The sequence below is a fragment of the Streptomyces sp. NPDC019224 genome (assembly GCF_040632605.1).
Lineage (GTDB): Bacteria > Actinomycetota > Actinomycetes > Streptomycetales > Streptomycetaceae > Streptomyces.
The window spans coordinates 15,425-34,868 of sequence record NZ_JBEYCF010000066.1 but is presented as its reverse complement, the minus strand read 5'-3'; the positions used below and the strand labels follow the sequence as shown (position 1 = coordinate 34,868).

Genomic DNA, 19,444 nt, shown 5'->3' with positions numbered 1-19,444 from the left:
TGGACATCCGCAGGATACCGGGGGGCGTGGAGCCGGACATGGGCGCGGGGGCCCCCCCGGGGGGGGGGGGGGCGCGCGGACACGCAGCCCCCCCCCCCCCCCCCGCGCGCGGGGGGGCCCGCCCCGCCCCGGCCCGCCGCGCCGCCCGGCACGGAAAGCTCACCCCCTGGATATTCATGGCGGTCGCGCTGCTGAGCGAGGGGATCTTCACGGTCTTCCCGTTCCTCAACACGATCGTCCTGGCCTTCACCGACGCCACCCGGCTGCGTGGCGGAAAGTTCGTCGGGTTCGACAACTTCACCCGCATGTGGGACGACGAACGCTTCTGGCGGGCGCTGGAGAACTCCGCGCTCTACATGGTCGTCGTCGTGCCGTGCATGGTGTTCCTGCCGCTGCTGCTGGCCATGCTGGTGAACACGAAGCTGCCGGGGGCCGGTTTCTTCCGCACCGCCTACTACGTCCCGGTGGTCTCCTCGACCGTGGCCGTCGGCATCATGTGGACCTGGCTGCTCGACCCGCAGGGCCTGGTCAACGGGACGTTCGAGGCCCTGGGCTTCATCTCCGACCCGATCCCCTTCCTGACGGACCGCTGGCTGCTGATGGGCAGCGCCATGTTCGTCACGGTCTGGACCGGACTCGGCTGGTACATGGTCATCTACCTGGCAGCGCTGACCAACGTCAGCAAGGACCTGTACGACGCGGCGGCGATGGACGGCGCCGGCTGGTGGCGGCGCTTCTTCTCGGTCACCATCCCCGGCGTCCGCAACACCATGGTGCTGATCGCCGCCCTGTCCTCGGTGGCCGCCTTCCGTGTCTTCACGGAGATCTACGTCCTGTCGGGGAACTCCGCGGGGCCCGGCGGATCGGCCATCACGCTCGTCATGCTGATCCAGCGGGTCGGCACGGGGCTCGACGCGGAGGTCGGCTACGCCTCCGCCCTCTCGATCGTCGTCTTCGTCATCACCATCGGGCTGATGATCGCCGTACTCAGGATGCAGAACCGGGAGAACGAGAAATGACCGTCGCCCCGAGCGGGTCGGGAATCGTCGAGCCGCCCTCCACACCCGCCCGCCGCATCATCCGGCGACGCCGCATCGCGCTGAACACCGCACGCTACGCCGCGCTCGTCCTCATGGCGGTCGTCTGCCTGGGCCCGCTGCTCTGGCAGATCTCCACGTCCCTCAAGGGCCACGGCGTCGACATCTACTCCTCACCACCCCAGCTGCTTCCCGAGAAGGCGTCGCTGGACGCCTACTCGAAGGTCTCCGACATCGTGCCGATCTGGCGTTACGCGATGAACTCGCTGATCATCGCCGTGTCGGTGGTGATCACCAACATCATCGGCGCGACCTGCGCGGGCTACGCCCTGGCGAAGATGGACTTCCGCGGCAAGAAGCTGGCACTCACCGTCTTCCTGACCGCGATGCTCGTACCCGGCGAGGTCGTGCTCATCGCCAAGTACATGCTCACCCTCTCCATGGGCATCAACAACTCGCTCCTCGGCGTCATCCTGCCGTCCGCGGTGGGCGCGCTGAACGTGCTCCTGATGCGCAACGCGATGGCCGGCATCCCGGACGAGCTGGAGGAGGCCGGCACCCTCGACGGCGCCAACGCCTGGCAGCGCTTCCGGCACATCGCGGTGCCCTCGGTACGCGGCACCACGGCCGTGGTCGCGATCTTCGCGTTCGTCGGGTCCTGGGACGGCTTCCTGTGGCCGCTCATCGTCCTGTCCGACCAGAGCAAGTACACCCTGACCGTCGGCCTCAACTACCTCCAGGGCACCTTCCAGGGAGACCCGCGCGTCATCGCCGCCGGCACCGTCGTCGCGATCCTCCCGCTGGTGATCTTCTTCTTCGCCCTCCAGCGGTACTTCTTCCGCGGCGTCGGCGAGGGGGCGGTCAAGGGATGAGCAGCCCTGCGACCGAGAACGAGAACGCCGGCGATCGCACCGTGAAAGGCCACCCCATGAACCGCAGGCCCAACATCCTGCTCATCCTCACCGACGACCACGCCGCCCCGGCCATCGGCGCGTACGGCTCGGTGATGAACACCACGCCGCACATCGACGCGATCGCCGACGCCGGCATGCGCTTCGACCAGGCCATGGTGACCAACTCGCTCTGCTCCCCCGCCCGCGCGGCCGTGCTCACCGGCACCTACAGCCACGTCAACGGCGTCACCACCCTCGCCACCCCGATCGACGCGAGCCAGCCCACCTTCGTCTCCCAGCTCAAGGCCGCCGGCTACCGCACGGCCATGTTCGGCAAGTGGCACCTCGGCCACGGAGAGGGCCACGACCCGCAGGGCTTCGACCACTGGGAGATCCTCGACGACCAGGGCACGTACCACGACCCGGTCTTCCTCACCGCCGAGGGCCCGGTCCAGCACGAGGGCTACGTCACCGACCTGCTCATCGACCGGGTGACGGCCTGGCTGGACGAGCAGCCCACGGACGAACCCTGGTGCGCCCTGGTCTGGCACAAGGCCCCGCACCGCCCGTGGATGCCGCACGAGCGCCACATGCACCTGTACACCGACCCGATCCCGCTGCCCGAGACCTTCGACGACGACTACAGCGGCCGGGCCACCCCCGTCCACCACGCCAACCTGCGCATCGCCGACGACCTGGCCGACGTGGACCTCAAGGAGGACCCGCCGGAGGGTCTGGACTACCGGGGCATGGCACGCTGGAAGTACCAGCGCTACATGGCCGACTACCTGCGCTGCGTCGCCGCCATCGACGAGAACGTCGGCCGGCTCGCCGAGTACGTCGAGGCGCGTGGCGAGACCGCCGACACCCTCACCGTCTACACCGCAGACCACGGCTTCTTCCTCGGCGAGCACGGCTGGTTCGACAAGCGCCTCATGGACGAGGCGTCGCTGCGCATCCCCCTCCTGCTCAGCTACCCCCGCCGGGTGCCCGCCGGGCAGAGCACCGACGCGCTGGTGTCCGGCCTGGACCTGGCCCAGACCGTCCTGGCCGCGGCCGGTGTGCCCGAGCACCCGCGCATGCAGGGCATCAACCTCATGCCCATGCTCACCGGCGAGCCGGACGCGCCCCACCGGGACACGTTCTACTACCGCTACTACGAGCACGACGACCACATGCACCACGTGTGGGCGCACTACGGCATCCGCACCGAACGCCACAAACTCATCTACTACTACGCGGACGGGCTCGGCCTGCCCAACACCAACAACGTCACCTACCCGCCCGAGTGGGAACTCTTCGACCTGGAGAAGGACCCGAACGAGCTCCGCTCGGTGTACCACGACCCGGAGTACCGCTCCGTCCGCGAGACGCTGACCGAGGAACTGGCCCGCGTACAGGCCGAACTCGGCGACACCCCCTACGTGCGGCCCAGCCCCGCCGAACGCGCCGCCGCGCGCGGCCGCCTCTGAACCGGATGAACTGCAGGAGTACCGCACCATGACCCCCCTCGCACACCGCAGCCTCCGCTTCGGCGCCAACTACACCCCCTCCCAGACGTGGATGTTCTCCTGGATGGGCCTCGACCTGGACGAGGTCCGGCGCGACTTCGCCGGCCTCGCCGAGCTGGGTCTCGACCACGTACGTCTGCTGCCGCTCTGGCCCGTGCTCCAGCCCAACCGCACCTGGGTGCGGCCGGAAGCCGTCGAAGACGTGCGCCGGGTGGTCGCCGCCGCCGCCGAGTTCGGACTGGACGCCTCCGTGGACGCGCTCCAGGGGCACCTGTCCAGCTTCGACTTCGTCCCGGCGTGGCTGGACAGCTGGCACCGACGCAACATGTTCACCGACCCGGACGCCGTGGCCGGCCAGGTACTGCTGGTCCGCACCCTGGCCGAGGCGCTGGCCGGCGAGCCCAACTTCCTGGGGCTGACCCTGGGCAACGAGCTCAACCAGTTCTCCGGCGACCCGCACCCCAGCCCCATGCGCGCCGACGCCGGGCAGGTCACCGGCTGGCTGGACGCCCTCCTCGGCGCCGCCGAGACGGGCGCGCCCGGCAAGGAGCACCTGCACAGCGCCTACGACGCCGTGTGGTACCTGGACGGTCACCCCTTCACCCCGGCGCACGCCACCCGCGACGGCGCCATGACGTCGATCCACTCGTGGGTGTTCAACGGCACCGCTCAGCGCTACGGCAGCCGGTCCTTCGAGTCCGACCACCACGCGGAGTACCTGATCGAGCTGTCCCGGGCCTTCGCCACGGACCCGGACCGGCCGGTCTGGCTGCAGGAGGTGGGTGCCCCGCTCAACTGCATGAGCGCGGAGGAGGCACCCGGCTTCCTGGAGGCCACGGTCCGCTCGGCCGCGGCGACCGCCGGCCTGTGGGGGGTGACCTGGTGGTGCTCGCACGACGTGCCGCGCCGCTTCGGCGACTTCCCGGAGCTGGAGTACACCCTGGGCCTGATCGACTCCGAGCGCCGCGCCAAGCCGATCGGCAGCCGCTTCGCCGAGGTGATCGCCGACCTGCGGACCGCGCCGCCCGCGGTCGCGCCCCGCACGGCCGCGGTCGTCGTGGACGTGGACGAGGCCGACGTGCCCGTGGCGCGTGGCGCGCTCGGGCCGGGGGGCGCCGTCTTCGAGGAGTGGATGCGGCTGGCCCGCGAGGGCGCCCACCCGGCGCTCGTCCTCTCCTCGGCCGTCGGGACGCCCGCGCAGGCCGCCCGCGGCATCACCGCGCTGCACCGGGTGCCCGAGGGCGCGCCACGCGCCGTGTACCAGGCGGTCAACACCGTCGTACCGGAGCCCGTGCTCTGACGGACGCGGCCGCCCGGTCCCGGCCGGGCGGCCCGGTCCGCCCCGCCACACGCACCACCGCACCGCACCACGTATCACCGCACAGCACCACCGCAGCACGAAAAGGGAGTTCGATGCACTCGACCACCACCCGGACCCAGGCCAGGGTGGCCCGCGTGGTCCGCGACCGGATCACGCCGTACGTCCATCGCCCCGTCGCGCCGGTCACCCTGCACGCCTGGGCCGTCGACGGCGGGCAGGGCGAGCCGGTGCCGGCCGCCCACGCACTCGGCATCGCCCCGGACCCCGCCCGCGAGACCCCGGAATACCTGCCCTTCCAGGTCGGCCGGGAATGGGGACCGGCCTGGGGGACCACCTGGTTCCGCATCACCGGCACCGTGCCCGCCGGCCTCGCCGAGGGTGAGCGCACCGAGCTCATCGTCGACCTCGGCTGGGAGGACCACTCGGTCGGTTTCCAGTGCGAGGGCCTGGTGATGACGGCCGAGGGCCGGATCCTCAAGGCCCTCAACCCGAAGAACCGCTGGGTCGATCTGACCGGGGTCGCGGCCCCGGGCGAGGAGTTCACCCTCTACCTGGAGGCCGCCTCCAACCCGCTGCTGCTGGAGGTGCCGCCCTTCCGCCCGGTCACGGCCGGCGAGAAGGAGACGGCGGGCGACGCCCCGTGCTACCGGCTGCGCCGGGCCGAGATCTGCGTACTCGAACGCGGCCTGTACGAACTCGCCCTCGATCTGGAGGTCGCCGCCGGACTCGCCGCCGAGCTCCCGGCCGACGAGCCGCGCCACCACCGGCTGCTGCGTGCCGTGGACCGCGCGCTCGACGAGATCGACCCGGAGGACCTGGCGGCGTCCGCCGATCGTGCCCGCGACCGCCTGCGCGACGTGCTGGCCCGTCCGTCCCATGCCACCGCGCACCGGGCGACGGCGGTCGGGCACGCGCACATCGACTCGGCGTGGCTGTGGCCGGTCCGCGAGACCGCCCGCAAGGTGACCCGGACGGTCGCCAACACGCTTTCCCTGATGGACGAGTTCGACGAATTCGTCTACGCGATGTCCTCCGCTCAGCAGTACGCCTGGATCGAGGAGCACGCCCCCGAGGTCTTCGAGCGGGTGGTGGAGCGGGTCCGCGAGGGACGGTTCGTCCCCGTGGGCGGCATGTGGGTCGAGTCGGACGTGACCATGCCGTCGGGTGAGTCGCTGGTCCGTCAGATCCTGCACGGCCAGCGCTACATGCGGGAGAAGTTCGGCTCGGCCAACACGATCCTGTGGCTGCCCGACTCCTTCGGCTACTCCGGGGCCCTGCCGCAGCTGGCCCGGCTCGGCGGCTTCGAATCCTTCCTCACCCAGAAGATCTCCTGGAACGACACCAACGACTTCCCGCACCACACCTTCTGGTGGGAGGGCATCGACGGCACGCGTCTGCTGACCCATTTCCCGCCCGTGGACACGTACGGGGCCGAGGTGACCCCGCGCGAGCTCGCCCACGCGGTGCGCAACTTCCGCGACAAGGAGCTCTCCGACCACTCCCTCGTCCCGTTCGGTTACGGCGACGGCGGCGGCGGTCCGACCCGCGAGATGCTCGGCCGAGTGGCCCGGCTCGCCGACCTCGAAGGCAGCGCCCGCGTCACCCAGCGCCGCCCGGAGGCGTTCTTCTCCGACCTGCACGCCGAGACGGGGGACGAGACACCGGTCTGGCGCGGCGAGCTGGCGCTCGAACTGCACCGGGCGACCTTCACCACCCAGGTGGCGATGAAGCAGGGCAACCGCCGCAGCGAGAGCCTGCTGCGTGAGGTCGAGGGCCGGGCGGTGCGGGCCATGCTGGCCGGCGGCACCTACCCGTACGAGGAGCTGGCCTCGCTGTGGCAGCGGGTGCTGCTGCACCAGTTCCACGACATCCTGCCCGGCACGTCCATCTCCTGGGTGCACCGGGAGGCCCGTGCCACGTACGCACGGATCGAGGCGGAGGCCCGCGCCCTCGCGGAGCGGGCGGAGGCAAAGGCGCCGACGGCGGCAGCGGCGACGGTCGCCGAGCCGGCCGGGGCGGTCCGGGTGGACGCGGCCGCCCGCACCATCGAGACGGACCACGTCGTGCTCCGTCTCGACGAGGACGGCACCGTGGTCTCCTGGACCGACCGGGCCACCGGCCGCGAGATCGTCCCCGCCGGGGCCCGGCTGGGCCAGTTGCGGCTGCTGCGCGACCAGCCCGTGGTCTGGGACGCCTGGGACGTCGACCGCGGCGCACGGCGTACGGCGCGGCCCCTCACCGGCGTCGACGGATGGGAGACCGTCCGGGCCGAGGAGGGCGGCGGCCTCGCGGGCCTGGTGGTCACGCGCTCGTTCGGCCGCTCCACGGCACGGGTCTCGTACCTGGTGGCGCCGGACCGCCGGGAGGTCGAGGTCGGGGTCGAGGTCGACTGGCGGGAGTCCGAGCAGCTGCTCACCCTCTCCCTGCCGCTCGACGTCGCGGCCCGCACCGCCCGTTTCGAGACGCAGTTCGGTTACGTCGAGCGCGCGCTGAACGAGAACACCTCGTGGGACTGGGCACAGTACGAGACCTGCGCGCACCGCTATGTGCACGTCGGCGAGCCCGGCTTCGGCATCGCCGTGGTCAACGACGGGAGCTACGGCCACGAGGTGGCCGCCCGGGACGGTTCGGGCGTCGAGGTCGCGGCCTCGGTGGTCCGCGCGCCCCGCTACCCCGACCCGCACACCGACCAGGGCGAGCACGTCAAGCGCTGGGTGCTGGCGGTGAGCGACGACGCCCGGGACGTGGTGGCGGTGGCCGAACGCGTCAACCGGGTGCTGGCCCCGGTGCCGCTCCCCGTCGCGCTGGAGCCGGTGACGGGGGCCGTGGTCCTGGAGACGGTGAAGGCCGCCGAGGACCGGTCGGGCGATGTGATCGTCCGGCTCTACGAGGCCGGCGGAGGCCGCGGGCGGGCCCGTCTGCGGCCCGGCCCGGAGTTCGGCGACGCGGTCGCCGTGCGGGTGGTCGACCTGCTGGAGGAGGAGACGGCCGACACCCGTTCCGTCGCCTCGCTCACCGTCGAGGACGGGCAGGCGCGGATCGACCTGCTCCCGTTCCAGGTGCTGACGCTCCGCCTGTCGCCCCGGGCGGCCGGCGACGAGGGCGCGTCCCTCGTGACCACCGACAACGGCTGAGCCGCCGGTCCGGAGTGCCCCGCCCGCCGGGCGGGGCACTCCGCCGCGTCACTCGTACCGGTACTTCAGCGAATCCGCCTCCGCCTGCTCGATGTCGGCGAGCGCCGGCTCCGGCATCCGCAACCGGGCCGGCGTCACCTCGGCGGAGGTCGGCCGGTCGTCCGCCGGCAGCCACTGCTCCGGCTTCCGGGCCCCACTGCGCAGAAGCGACTCGGGACAGTGCGGTTGCACCTCCTCGATGCCCACCACCAGCGCACTGGCCGACGGCTCGCCCACGGCGGTCAGCTGCGACAACAGCTCCGGACGCGTGGAGACGCAGGCCCGTCCGTTCACCCTGAGCGTCGTGGTGCGCCCCGGGACGACGCACAGCAGCCCGCCCCGTGGTGGTCCGGGCCGATCAGGCAGCTGGTGCGCTGGCGAGAGGAGCGGTCAGCTGAGGATGATCGGATTGGTAAGTGCGGCGACGTGCCCGTTGGGGTGACGGACTTCGATACGAATGAACATCGAGTCCTCCACCGTGGTATCCCACTGCACCACCCCCACTCCGTCGGCCGGGAGAGACGCCCCGTGAACCTCCCCCCGGTCGGTGTGGAAGCCGACGGTCCCCGCCGCCACCCCTCGTACCGTTGCCCGCGCTTCCACCTGCCCCCCAAGGGTCGCGAGCCGTTCTCCGACCCCGGCAACGCGACCATCTGCATGGGCGGTGAACGACACGTCCACGTCCGCCGACTCGGCGATCCAGCTGCGGCCGGCACGGATTCCGGCCAGGAGCGCCTCGGTGTTCAGCTCCTCGGCGAAGACGACGGTGTGAGGGACACCGATCTGCCCTTCCAGGTGGGTGTCGCTGTTGCCCATCGCCGGCCGCCACGAGCCCGTTCGGATGTCCGTCGCGAGGCTCCGCCCCCACTCCGTGAGAGCCGCCTCGTTGTCGGCGTTCCAGGGCCGGTCCGAACTCCACAGCCCGTTCCACACCTCGACCGCGTCGAAGCCCTGGAAGGGGAACTCGAAGTCGCCCGACGGGTAGGGCGCATGCGGGTGTGCAACCACGCACAGCCCCCCTGCTCGATGGACCTGGTCCAGGCGCCTGTCGACAGATCCGTCCCCGGCCTGGTGGTTCCAGTCGACGACCTCGCCGGGAGGGAGGCCGAGCGCGATCCAGTGCCCGGTCCTCGTGGTCACCTCCTCCCCGAGGACGATCAGGAAGTCATCAGCGGCCAAATGCCCCCATGTGTGCAGGGCTGCCGCCGAGTTGTGCTCCGTCGTCGCGATGAAGTCGAGCCGGGCGGCGCGTGCCCGAGCGGCCAGCTCCGCCGGGGTGAGCTCCCCGTCCGAGTGAACGGAGTGGACATGGCAGTCCCCGCGGTACCAGGCTGCCCCGCGTCCGACCGCCTGCGCCGGCGGGAAGCCCGAGCTCGTCCTCGACAAGGTGCTCCCTCCTCTTCTCAGTCGTGCTCCGGTCATCGGATTCGCAAGGTAGCGCAGCGGAACGTTGTGCCCCGACGAACGACCCGGCTTCTCGGAGGGCCGGGGTTGCGGGGCGGCTCCCCTCGGGTGCGTCCCTCGGATGTGCGCAGCCGGTAGCGTGATCGTCTGCAGCATGGAAGGCCCATGTGTCCGGCCGGGCCGCGCAGGGATCCCGGTGGCGAGCGAGGGGACCGCGATGAACGAACCGACGAAGCCCGGCATCGAGATTCCGGAGGGTGACCCGCCCACCGAGCTGACGGTCCGCGACCTCGTGGTGGGGGACGGACCCGAGGCGCAGCCGGGCAGGGTCATCCAGGTTCACTACGTGGGGGTCACGTTCGCGTCCGGAAGGGAGTTCGACTCCTCCTGGGAGCAGGACCGGCCGTTCAAGTTCGCCGTGGGCGGGGGCAAGGCCATCAAGGGCCTGGACCGGGGAGTGCGGGGGATGAAGGCCGGCGGCCGGCGCGAGATCATCGTTCCCCCGCGTCTCGGTTACGGCAGACAGTCGCCCTCCACGCTGATCCCGTCGGGCTCGACGCTGATCTTCGTCGTGGACCTGCTCACGGTCGTGGGCGGACCCACCGGGGCGGGACCCTCGCCGGCGCGGGGCCCCGGCGGGACCACCCCGGGCAATCGCTGATCGCCCCGCTCCGTAGTGATCCATGGACTTCTTGTACTCACCTGGGGAGCCGTTCCCCCGGCTGCGCTCCACCGGATCCCGGTCGGCGATGCCCCGGTACCCGGGTGAGGCGGCATCAGCCGCGTGAGCACGTCGATTCGCTCTGCCGTCCTACGAGTCCCCTCGTCCGGCGCGGGGCACCGGTCTCGCCGGAGTCAGTCATGCCGGGATGAAGTCCGGCCACCAGGGCGGGACGTTGTCCGGGCACGACGGGGCGGGGTAGGAGTCCGGCATACCGAGCCGTGTGACAAGGAACCAGGTGGACCAGAGGGTGAGAAGGAGCCCCGTGACAAGGGCTGTCCTGCGATGACGCCTTCCGAGGGTGGCGTGCAGAAGTACCCATGGCACCGCGGCGGCGATCCATATGAGGGGCGCCAGAAGCAGCAAAGTCATGCCGTTCGCCGGGCCGTTGCCGATGTCACAAGCAGCCCATGCGTTCCCGATCGCGACAGTGGACACCACTGCGGCCGGTCCCCCGAAGAGGGCTCCGAGGCCAGTTGCTCTGAACCAGCGAATCGGAGGCGTCGGCGGCTCTGTTCCCACGGTCGTCTCCTCCACCTCGTCGTGGATGCGGAGAGTACCAACGTCCTGAAGCAGCCTGCTGGTGTCCTGACCTGACCTGGCGCCGGTCAGTGGCCCTTGGTTCGCGAAGCCGTCGCCGGCCGATGACGGAGATCCGGCGGCACGCCCCCGTACCGCGTCGTCGGCGTCGTCCCCACCGGACGGCCAGGCCCTGTGCGGCCCGCTTCCGGCTCACCTCCGCCCGGGCGGAGGTGAGCCGTACCGCGTTTTCCGCGGGTTGCCGGGGAGACGCTCAGCTGACGGTGACCGTCCGCTGCGCCGTCATGGTGCGGGAGTCCCGTGCGGTGGCGAAGGTGTAGAGGCCGGGGACGAGCGTCCAGGTCCCGGCGTCCCAGATGGTCAGGTCGTCGGCCGGGACGGTGAAGGTGATGCGCCGGGCGGCGGCCGGAGCGAGGGTGAGCTTGCAAAAGCCCACGAGCCTGCGCCGCTCGGCGGCCGCGGCGGCGGGCAGGGTGGCATAGACCTGCACGACTTCGGTGCCCTGACGATCGCCCTTGTTGGTGACGGTGACCGACAGGGTGACGGTCCTGCCGACGGCGTCGTAGGCCGCCTCGACGGAGCCGTGGGCGAAGGTGGTGTAGGAGAGCCCGTGGCCGAAGGGGAAGAGCGGCTGCTGCCCCTTGGCGTCGTAGTAGCGGTATCCGATCGCGGTTCCTTCGTCGTAGGAGACGGTGCCGTTCCTGCCCGGGTAGCTCTCGGTCGTGGCGCCCGGTCCCTGGGAAGATCCAGCGGGGAAGGTGACGGGCAGCCGGCCGGAGGGGTCGCTGTCACCGAAGAGGACGGCGGCAAGAGCCGAGCCCATGCCCCGGCCTCCGTACCAGGCCTGGATGACGGCCTCCACCTCGCCGAGCCAGGGCATCGCCACGGGTCCGTCGGTGTTCAGGACCACGATCGTGCGGGGGTTGGCCGCGGCGACGTCGGCGATGAGCTGGTTCTGGTCCCCGGGCAGACCGAGTTGCTCGTGGTCCATGGCTTCGCCGGCCATGCGGTTGACGAAGACGACCGCGGCGTCGGCATCGCCGGCGGCCTGGACGGCGGCCGGGATCAGGGAGGCGGGCTGCCAGCCGAGAGTGAGGCCGCAGGTGCCGGAGTCGGCGGTGGCGTTGCTGTAGGTCAGCTCGATGGATACGGCCTCGCCGGCGGTCAGCTCGACGGTGCCTTGCAGGGGGTAGTCGTAGGTGCCGAGGTAGAAGCGCCTGGTGCCGCGGGATCCTGAAACGACGGTGGCGCCGTTGATTTTGAGCGTTGCGGTTCCGGCGGTGAGGAGGGAGAAGCGGTGCGTACCCGAGTGGGTCGGCGTCAGGTTTCCCGACCAGATCGCGGACCAGGCTGCCGGGAGCGTGTCGAGCGGGGTGGCGGTGAAGTCGACGACGCTGTCGGTGCGGGTGGCGGCCGGAGTGCCTGCCGGCTCGGGGGTGGCGTAGTACCGGCCGAGGAGGCCGGGGGCGCCGCTGGGCGTGCGCAGTGCGGTGGCGGGGACAGTGGTGAGGGGGACGTCGCCGACGGTGCCCTGGGAGTGCGTGACCCTGATGCCGCTGCCTGCCCGGGCCCTGATGGCCTGCAGGGGGACGGTCCAGGCGCCGGGGTCGACGTAGGTGGAGCCGGCGACACCGGTGAGGGCGTCCGTCCCGGCGGGGCCGATGACGGCGAGCGACGTGAGTGAGGCCGGCAGCGGCAGCGCGGACGACCGGTTGGCGAGCAGGACCGTGGAGGCGAGGGCGGCTTCGTGGGCGAGGCTCTTGTGCTCGGCGGTGCTGACGTCCTGGGCCGGGACCGGGACCGGGTTGTCGACGAGGCCGTTGGCGAACATGGTGACCAGGATGCGTCGGGCGGCGTCGTCGAGGCGGGCGGCGGGTACGGCGCCGCCGGTGAGGGCCCCGGGGGTCAGCTTCACACCGCCGGGTCCGAGCCCGGCGAGGTCCATGCCCGCCCTCGTGGCGGCGACCTGGTCGTCGCCGGCCCAGAAGTCGGGGACGGTGTAGCCCTTGAGGCCCAGGCGGTTCTTGACGTCGTCGAAGAGAGCGGGGCTCTGGGTGGCGAAAGTCCCGTTGATCTTCGGGTAGGCCATCATGACCGAGGTGGTGGGCGCGGCGGCGATCACACGGCGGAAGGGCGCCTGGTAGAGCTCGTGCATCGCGCGGTCGGACACCAGGGTGTCGGTGAAGAAGCGGTTCACCTCCTGGGTGTAGGCGGCGAAGTGCTTGACGGTGGCGGTGACCCGGCGGCTCTGCATTCCGGTGGTGAGGGCGGTACCGAGGCGGCCGGCGAGCAGGGGGTCCTCTCCGAGGCTTTCGGCCTGGCGGCCGAAGTGCCAGGTGCGGGTGAGATCGACGGTCGGGCCGAGAAGGGTGTTGTAACCCTTGGCGCGTCCCTCGGTCCCGATCGCGGTACCGATGCGACGGGCCAGGTCTTCGTCGAAGGTCGCCGCCTGCGCCAGGGGCACGGGGAAGGCGGTGACGTTCCGCTCGCCGCGGAGTCCGGCGGAGGCGTCGACCATGGTCAGCGCGGGGATTTCGAGATGGGTGAGAGCCGCGAAGTCGCAGCGGACCAGTGCCTCCTTCTCGGCGGCTGTCATCCGGGCGAGCACCTCGTCGGCGCGTTCAAGGGCGTGGGGGTCCGCCGCGGCTGCGGCCCGGGAGGGGCCGATGGGGGTGACCGCGGCGGCAAGGGCTGTGGCTATGGCGGAGGACAGGAAGGTTCGTCGGTTCACGGCGGCTCTCCGAACGGTCGGGTGGCGGGCGGGTCCCGCCAAAGTCGGGTGCTGGGTACGCGTGGCGGGTGAGCGGACCTTGGGTGCCGGATTTTCCGGAGTTCCGTTCAGTCACCGCTCGTCGTGGTGAAGGTGTGCACCCCGGCGCCGACCGTCGCGGGAGCGCGGCCGGGCAGTTCGACGACGGCGGTGCAGTTGGGAGGGACGGTGACCTGTGCTTCCAGGCCGGCCGGGCCGGTCTCCCAGGACAGGGCGGCGGTTCCGTGAGGTGTCTCGTAGCGGGTCCGTGCCCAGGTGATGCCGCCTCCGGGACGGGGCCGGAAGGCGAGAGCGGTGGCTCCGGGTGCCGTGACCTCGATGCCTCCGACGACCCGGTGGAGCCAGTCCGCGACGGCTCCGAGGGCGTAGTGGTTGAACGAGGTCATGCCGCCGGGGTTGAGGGTTCCGTCGGGACGGAGGCTGTCCCAGCGTTCCCAGATGGTGGTGGCGCCCATGGTGACGGGGTAGAGCCACGAGGGGCAGTCGGTCTGCAGGAGCAGGCGGTAGGCGGTGTCGAGGTGCCCGGTGCCGGTCAGGGCGTCGCAGATGAGGGGGGTGCCGACGAAGCCGGTGGCGATGCGTGCGTCGTCCCGGTCGACGAGTTCGGCGAGCCGGTCGCCCGCCGCCTGACGGCGGGTGGCGTCCAGAAGGCCGAAGGCGATGGCCACCGAGTAGGCCGTGGGGCTGTCGCTGACCATGCGGCCGTCGTCGTGGACGTAGCGTTCCCGGAACGCTGAGGTGATCTCGTCGGCGAGGGTGCCGTAGCGGGCGGCGTCGCTGCTGTTGCCGAGTTCGCGAGCGGCGTGGCCGAGATGTCGCGCGGAGTGGGCGAAGTATGCGGTGGCGACGAGGTGGCGGTCGGTGCGGCCTGCTCCCGGATCGTCCGGAGGGGCGGCGGGGTCGAGCCAGTCGCCGAGTTGGAAGCCCGTGTCCCAGAGGCGGTCGGGGCCGGCGAGCTTCTCGACGAGGTCGACCCAGGCCTGGGCCATGGGGTAGTGGCGGCGCAGGAGTTCCAGGTCCCCGAAGCGCTGGTAGAGGGCCCAGGGGGTGAGTGTGGCGACGTCGCCCCAGGCGGCGCCGGGCTGGATGGGCGTCCACATCGGTTCACCGGGGATGACGGGGACGTACCAGGGGATGGTGCCGTCCGGGAGCTGTTCGAGTCCGACATCGGTGAGCCAGGAGTTGAGCATGCCTGCGCAGTCGTAGAGGAAGCTCGCCGTGGGCGCGAAGACCTGGAGGTCTCCGGTCCAGCCCAGGCGCTCGTCGCGCTGAGGGCAGTCGGTGGGTATGTCGACGAAGTTGCCGCGCATGCTCCACAGGACGTTCTCGTGGAGGCGGTTGACCAGGGGGTCGCTGCACTCGAACCAGCCGGTGCGGCGCATGTCCGTGTGGTGGACGCGTGCGGTCACGGCGCCGGGGGCGAGCTCTCCGCGCCAGCCGCTGATCTCGGCGTAGCGGAAGCCGTGGAGGGTGAAGCGCGGCTCCCAGGTGTACGGGCCGTTGCCGGGCAGCACCAGCGTGTCCGTGGACCGCGCGTCACGCAGCGGGCGGGTGGCGAGCTCTCCGTCCTGGAGGACTTCGGCGTGCCGGAGGGTGAGGGTGGTGCCGGCGGGTCCGTCGGCGGTGATGCGCAGCCGGCCCACCAGGTTCTGTCCGAAGTCGAGCAGGTAGCGGCCGTCGGGGGTGCGGCTGACGGAGGCCGGGGGGATCTCTTCGGTGCACCGGACCGGTGGGCCTTCCGGTGCGACGAGTGTCCTGGTGTCTCTGCTTCCGGTCCGTACGGGCGTCCAGCCGTCGGGGGACGCGGACGGGGTGGCCCAGTGGGGGTCGTCGAGCCGGGCGTCGAAGGTCTCGCCCTCGTACAGTCCGCTGGTGAGGATGGGGCCGAAGGCCGCGTGCCAGGTGGGATCGGTCGCGACCACGGTGACGGTGCCGTCGGTGTAGGTGATTTCGAGCTGGGCGATGAGGGACTGGTCGGTGCCGTAGATGTTGCGGGTGCCGCCGTCGAAGCCGTACGTGCCCCGGTACCAGCCGTCTCCCAGCCAGGCGCCGAGGGTGTTGGCTCCGGGGACGAGGAGTGAGGTGACGTCGTGGGTGCGGTAGCGCAGGCGGTGGTGGTAGACGGTCCAGCCGGGGGCCAGGGCTTCGTCGCCGACCCGGTGGCCGTTGAGCTCGGCTTCGTACAGGCCGTGGGCGGTGATGTAGAGCCGCGCGTGTGCGATCGGCTTGCCGGCGGCCAGGAAGTCCTTGCGGACGCGGGCCGGCCGGCGTTCGGCTGTCGGGTCCTCCTCCCAGTTCGCCCCGACGGGAACGGCGGTCCAGTCCTCGGGTTCGAGGAGACCCGCCTCGACGGTGCTGGACTCGCTCCACGGTGAGGGCTTGCCGGCGGCCGTGGACCACGTCCGTACGCGGACGGCGGCCTGCTCGCGGGAGGTGAGCGGTTTTCCGGGCCACGGCACGAGAGTGTGGCCGGAGGCGGCGACGCACCCGGTTCGGTGGGTCCGTCCGCCGCGTCGGAGCTCGATCTCGTAGGCGCGCTGGTTGCCGCCTTCGGCAGCGGGTGTCCAGGAGAGGCGGGGGGTGCGGGTGCCGATTCCCAGACCGTTCGAGAGGTGCTCGAAGCGCACCGGGGAGGGCTGGAGGGAGTGCATGGAGGGGCCTTTCATGGGCTCGGGAGGGCGTGTGCGAGGGCGGGTCAGCCCTTGACCGCTCCGGAGGTGAGGCCCTTCATGACCTTCTGGTTGAGGAAGAGGTAGATCACGAGCGTGCCGAGGACGTTGATGCAGATGGCCGCGAACAGCGGGCCGTACTGGGTGGCGCCGAATTCGCCGGTGAAGTTGAGGAGGCCGACCTGGATGGTGCGCAGGTCCTGGCTGTTGGTGAAGGTCAGGGCGATGAGCAGGTCGTTCCAGATGAAGAAGAACTGCACCAGGCCGACGGTGAGCAGTGCGTTGCGGACCAGGGGCACGCTGATGGTCCAGAAGGCGCGCAGGATGCCGGCGCCGTCGATGGTGGCCGCTTCGAAGAGCTCCCGGGGAACGGTCCTGTAGTAGGTGGCCATCATGAAGACGGTCAGCGGAAGGCCGGTTCCGGTGTAGGTGAGGACGAGCGGCCACAGGGTGCCGGAGAGGCCTGCCTGGAAGTAGACCGTGAACAGGGGCAGCAGGATCATCTGCGGCGGGACCATCATGCCGGCGAGGAAGACCAGGAGGGTCAGGCTGCGGCCCTTCCAGACCATGACCTGCAGGGCGAAGCCCGCCGCGGTGCCGAGGAGCAGGATGAGGAGCAGGGCGGGGACGACGGCCAGGAGGCTGTTCCTGATGTAGAGGCCGATGTTCCCGGTGGTCCACGCGTCGGCGTAGTTGCCCCATTCCCAGGTGGTGGGAAGGCTCCAGGTGGAGTTGTCGAGGTAGTCGCTGTTGGACTTCAGTGAGGTCAGGAACATCCAGAGCAGTGGGTAGACCTCGATGACCAGCAGGAGGGTCACGGCGAGCCGGGTCCACAGGCGGCCGCCGGTCCTGCGGGCGCGCTGCACGGGTTCTCCGGTTCGCCGGTGTCCGGCCCCGGTGGTCTTCAGCGGGGTGGCGATGGTCATGGTGTTCAGACCTCCGTGATGTCGCGTCGCGAGACGCGGTAGACCGCCAGGCTCACAAGGAGGCAGACGACGGTGAGGAGCAGCGCGATGGTGCTGCCGTAGCCGTAGTCGCTGTAGGTGAACGAGGTCTGGAACATGTACAGGGTCAGCGGGGTGGTGCCGCTGCCGGGGCCGCCGTTGGTGAGGGCGACGACGGAGTCGAAGACCTTCAGGGTGCCGTTGATGCTGAAGATCAGCGATGACATGAGTACCGGGAGGGACAACGGCAGGACGATGTGGCGGATGAGACGGAGACCGGAGGCTCCGTCGAGGCGGGCCGATTCGAGGACCTCGTCCGGGATGTCGACGAGGCCGGCGAAGAGGAGCACCGCGTAGAAGCCCATGGATCGCCAGATGTCCATGATGATCAGGACCCAGAAGGCGCTGCCGGCGCTTCCGAAGAAGTCGATGGAGTCGATTCCGACGGCGTTGAGCAGGGAGTTGACCGGACCCGGCTGGGGCGCGACCTGGAAGAGCTTCTGGAACAGCAGGCCGACGGCGACGGTGGGCAGGACGACGGGGAAGAAGGCCAGGGTGCGGACGAGCGCGGATGCCTTCTTGAGGAAGAAGACGTAGAGCAGGGCCAGGAGGTAGCCGGCGACGATCTGGCCTGCGGTGACGATGACCGCGTACTTCAGGGTGAACCGGAGGGCGTCGTGGACGGCCTGGTCGGAAAGGAGCCGGGTGAAGTTGGCCGGACCGTTCCCGGTGAAGCCCTCGATGGGGTTGCCCTTGGTGAAGGAGTACCCGAGCGACCACACCATCGGGACGAGCATGACGAGTGTGTAGACGAGGAGTGCGGGACCGAGCAGGATCATGATCGCCCTGCGGTCACCGAGTACGCGGTGCATGAGTGGTGTCCACTTCGTTTCTGGTGAGGGCCGGCCGGTGGCCGGCGGCCCGCCGTGCGGGGCGGGCCGCCGGACCACGGGGTCACTGACTGCCGAGAGCGGCCTGGACGGTCTCCATGAACTGCTCGGGACTCACGCTGCCGTTGACGAGACCGGCGGCGTTGGTCTGGCTGACCGTGGTCGCCTTGGTGCTGAAAAGGGCCTCGAACCACAGGACGTTCTGCTTGGAGGAGCTGATCGTCTTCCGGACGCTGCTGGTGACCGCGTTGGCGTCCTGGACCGGGGTGTTGACCTTGAAGCCGGAGATGGAGCCGTGGTCCTTCAGGGCCGTGCTGCCGTAGTTCTTGGCGATGCACGTGACCCACGCGTCGGTCTTCTTGTCGAAGCTCTTCGAGTTGAGCGCTATGGCCAGGCCGACGTTGGACGGGTACTGGTCGACGGACCCGGCTCCGCCCTTGACGGCCGGGAAGGGCATGAAACCGACGTTCTCGGCACCGACCTTGTTCTGCCCGGGGTCGGAGATGTTGGCCAGCGCCCAGCTCCCCATGTAGAACATGGCGGACTTGCCGGTGAGGAACTGGTTCATCGCGGTGTCGTAGTCGATGGAGCCGACGCCCTTGCCGAAGTAGCCCTTCTTCCCGAGAGCGGCGACCTCCTCGGCCGCCTTCACGTACTGGGGGTCGGTCAACTGGGCCGAGCCGACGTCGACCGCGTCCAGGGCGTCGGGGCCGAGGCTGCGGTAGAGGTAGCCGCTGATGAGGCGGGTGAGCGGCCAGCCCTGGGCCCCGGAGGCGGAGAACGGCTGGACGCCCTTGGAGTTCAGCTTGCCCGACGCGGCCACCAGCTCGTCCCATGTGCCGGGAACCGTGATCCCGTTCTCCTTGAAGATCTTCTTGTTGTAGAAGATTCCCTCGATGTTGTACTCGTACGGCAGCACCTCCAGCTTGCCGCCGTACAGCGCCTTGATCGTGGACACGGCGGCCGGCTCCAGCTGGTCGGCCACGCCGAGGCGCTCCAGCTCGGCGTCGAGGGAGGCGACCTTGCCCGATTCGGCGAGCTGCTTGGTGAGCGCGGGGGCGTTGCCGGCGGCGAACTGGACCGGCAAGGCGTTCTGGCCGGCGAGCAGTTGGAGCTTCTGGTCCAGCTGTGCCTGCGGAACGGTCTCGACCTTGAGCGGGAGGGTGTCGTTCTCCGCCTTGCAGGAGCCCTTGGAGAGCGCGGTCAGCGTCGCCCGGGTGGTCGTGTTCTCCGTCACGCTGAGGTACTTGAAGTCCTTCGGCGCCGCGGAGGTGCCGCTGCCGCTGCCGCCGCAGGCGGTGGCGAGGACGGCCAGGGACGTGACACCGGCGGAGAGGAGGGTCAGTCGCGCACGGCGGGCGCGGATCATGCGGTGGGGCACTGGTGACTCCCGGAGATCGTGAGAGAAGAGGGGGCGCCGAGACGGGCACCGCGTGGCAAGAAGAGCCGCAACAAACGGAGTCGTGTAGAACGTTCTCCATCCAAGTGGGCAACACCATGGCGCCACTCTGCTGGCGCAGTCAAGACACAGACACGTAACATCACCATGCTCCGGTCGATCGAAGGAGACC

Annotated in this window: 11 protein-coding genes and 1 pseudogene; 6 read left to right on the top strand and 6 right to left on the bottom strand. The window is 70.5% G+C overall.

Going from position 1 to position 19,444, the window contains the following annotated elements; translation table 11 throughout:
* Positions 1–176: 176 nt before the first annotated feature.
* The 5 genes from ABZ564_RS29560 (at position 177) to ABZ564_RS29540 (ending at position 7,896) form a co-directional block, all read left to right on the top strand.
* Positions 177–1,019: a sugar ABC transporter permease gene (locus ABZ564_RS29560; protein WP_360862190.1), complete on the top strand. Its 843-nt coding sequence runs from the start codon at positions 177–179 to the stop codon at positions 1,017–1,019.
* A complete protein-coding gene (locus ABZ564_RS29555; protein WP_360862189.1) occupies positions 1,016–1,909 on the top strand; it encodes a carbohydrate ABC transporter permease in 894 nt (297 codons plus the stop codon). Before ABZ564_RS29560 ends, ABZ564_RS29555 begins: the two co-directional genes overlap by 4 nt.
* On the top strand, positions 1,906–3,402 hold the full coding sequence (locus ABZ564_RS29550) for a sulfatase (protein WP_360862188.1): 1,497 nt from the start codon (positions 1,906–1,908) through the stop codon (positions 3,400–3,402). Before ABZ564_RS29555 ends, ABZ564_RS29550 begins: the two co-directional genes overlap by 4 nt.
* Before the next feature lie 28 nt (positions 3,403–3,430).
* Positions 3,431–4,741 (top strand): glycosyl hydrolase, encoded by a 1,311-nt coding sequence (locus ABZ564_RS29545; protein ID WP_360862187.1) that lies wholly within the window; start codon positions 3,431–3,433, stop codon positions 4,739–4,741.
* A gap of 113 nt (positions 4,742–4,854) precedes the next feature.
* A complete protein-coding gene (locus tag ABZ564_RS29540; RefSeq protein WP_360862186.1) occupies positions 4,855–7,896 on the top strand; it encodes a glycoside hydrolase family 38 C-terminal domain-containing protein in 3,042 nt (1,013 codons plus the stop codon).
* Positions 7,897–7,944: 48 nt separating this feature from the next.
* Here the strand turns inward: ABZ564_RS29540 and ABZ564_RS29535 are convergent.
* Positions 7,945–9,357 (bottom strand): annotated as a pseudogene (locus ABZ564_RS29535) (CehA/McbA family metallohydrolase).
* Positions 9,358–9,556: 199 nt separating this feature from the next.
* On the opposite strand from ABZ564_RS29535, the gene ABZ564_RS29530 reads away from it, so the two are divergent.
* Positions 9,557–10,000: an FKBP-type peptidyl-prolyl cis-trans isomerase gene (locus tag ABZ564_RS29530; protein WP_360862185.1), complete on the top strand. Its 444-nt coding sequence runs from the start codon at positions 9,557–9,559 to the stop codon at positions 9,998–10,000.
* Positions 10,001–10,853: 853 nt separating this feature from the next.
* On the opposite strand, the gene ABZ564_RS29525 is transcribed toward ABZ564_RS29530, so the two are convergent.
* From ABZ564_RS29525 to ABZ564_RS29505, 5 genes are all read right to left on the bottom strand, one after another.
* Entirely contained in the window at positions 10,854–13,331 is a 2,478-nt protein-coding gene (locus tag ABZ564_RS29525) for a glycoside hydrolase family 3 C-terminal domain-containing protein (protein WP_360862184.1), read from the bottom strand.
* 107 nt (positions 13,332–13,438) lie between these two features.
* Positions 13,439–16,021 (bottom strand): family 78 glycoside hydrolase catalytic domain, encoded by a 2,583-nt coding sequence (locus tag ABZ564_RS29520; protein ID WP_360862183.1) that lies wholly within the window; start codon positions 16,019–16,021, stop codon positions 13,439–13,441.
* A 44-nt stretch (positions 16,022–16,065) separates the two neighbouring features.
* Positions 16,066–16,965: a carbohydrate ABC transporter permease gene (locus tag ABZ564_RS29515; RefSeq protein WP_360862182.1), complete on the bottom strand. Its 900-nt coding sequence runs from the start codon at positions 16,963–16,965 to the stop codon at positions 16,066–16,068.
* Positions 16,966–16,970: 5 nt separating this feature from the next.
* The gene (locus ABZ564_RS29510) at positions 16,971–17,855 is read right to left on the bottom strand and encodes a sugar ABC transporter permease (RefSeq protein WP_360862181.1); all 885 of its coding nucleotides are present in this window, start codon (positions 17,853–17,855) and stop codon (positions 16,971–16,973) included.
* Positions 17,856–17,937: 82 nt separating this feature from the next.
* Positions 17,938–19,254 (bottom strand): extracellular solute-binding protein, encoded by a 1,317-nt coding sequence (locus ABZ564_RS29505; RefSeq protein ID WP_360862180.1) that lies wholly within the window; start codon positions 19,252–19,254, stop codon positions 17,938–17,940.
* Positions 19,255–19,444: the final 190 nt, after the last annotated feature.

Excerpts from the sequence above, each read along its gene's own strand:
- ABZ564_RS29560 (WP_360862190.1), top strand. The coding sequence starts at position 177 with ATGGCGGTCGCGCTGCTGAGCGAGGGGATCTTCACGGTCTTCCCGTTC.
- ABZ564_RS29555 (WP_360862189.1), top strand. The coding sequence starts at position 1,016 with ATGACCGTCGCCCCGAGCGGGTCGGGAATCGTCGAGCCGCCCTCCACA.
- ABZ564_RS29550 (WP_360862188.1), top strand. The coding sequence starts at position 1,906 with ATGAGCAGCCCTGCGACCGAGAACGAGAACGCCGGCGATCGCACCGTG.
- ABZ564_RS29545 (WP_360862187.1), top strand. The coding sequence starts at position 3,431 with ATGACCCCCCTCGCACACCGCAGCCTCCGCTTCGGCGCCAACTACACC.
- ABZ564_RS29540 (WP_360862186.1), top strand. The coding sequence starts at position 4,855 with ATGCACTCGACCACCACCCGGACCCAGGCCAGGGTGGCCCGCGTGGTC.
- ABZ564_RS29530 (WP_360862185.1), top strand. The coding sequence starts at position 9,557 with ATGAACGAACCGACGAAGCCCGGCATCGAGATTCCGGAGGGTGACCCG.
- ABZ564_RS29520 (WP_360862183.1), bottom strand. The coding sequence starts at position 16,021 with ATGCACTCCCTCCAGCCCTCCCCGGTGCGCTTCGAGCACCTCTCGAAC.
- ABZ564_RS29515 (WP_360862182.1), bottom strand. The coding sequence starts at position 16,965 with ATGACCATCGCCACCCCGCTGAAGACCACCGGGGCCGGACACCGGCGA.
- ABZ564_RS29510 (WP_360862181.1), bottom strand. The coding sequence starts at position 17,855 with ATGCACCGCGTACTCGGTGACCGCAGGGCGATCATGATCCTGCTCGGT.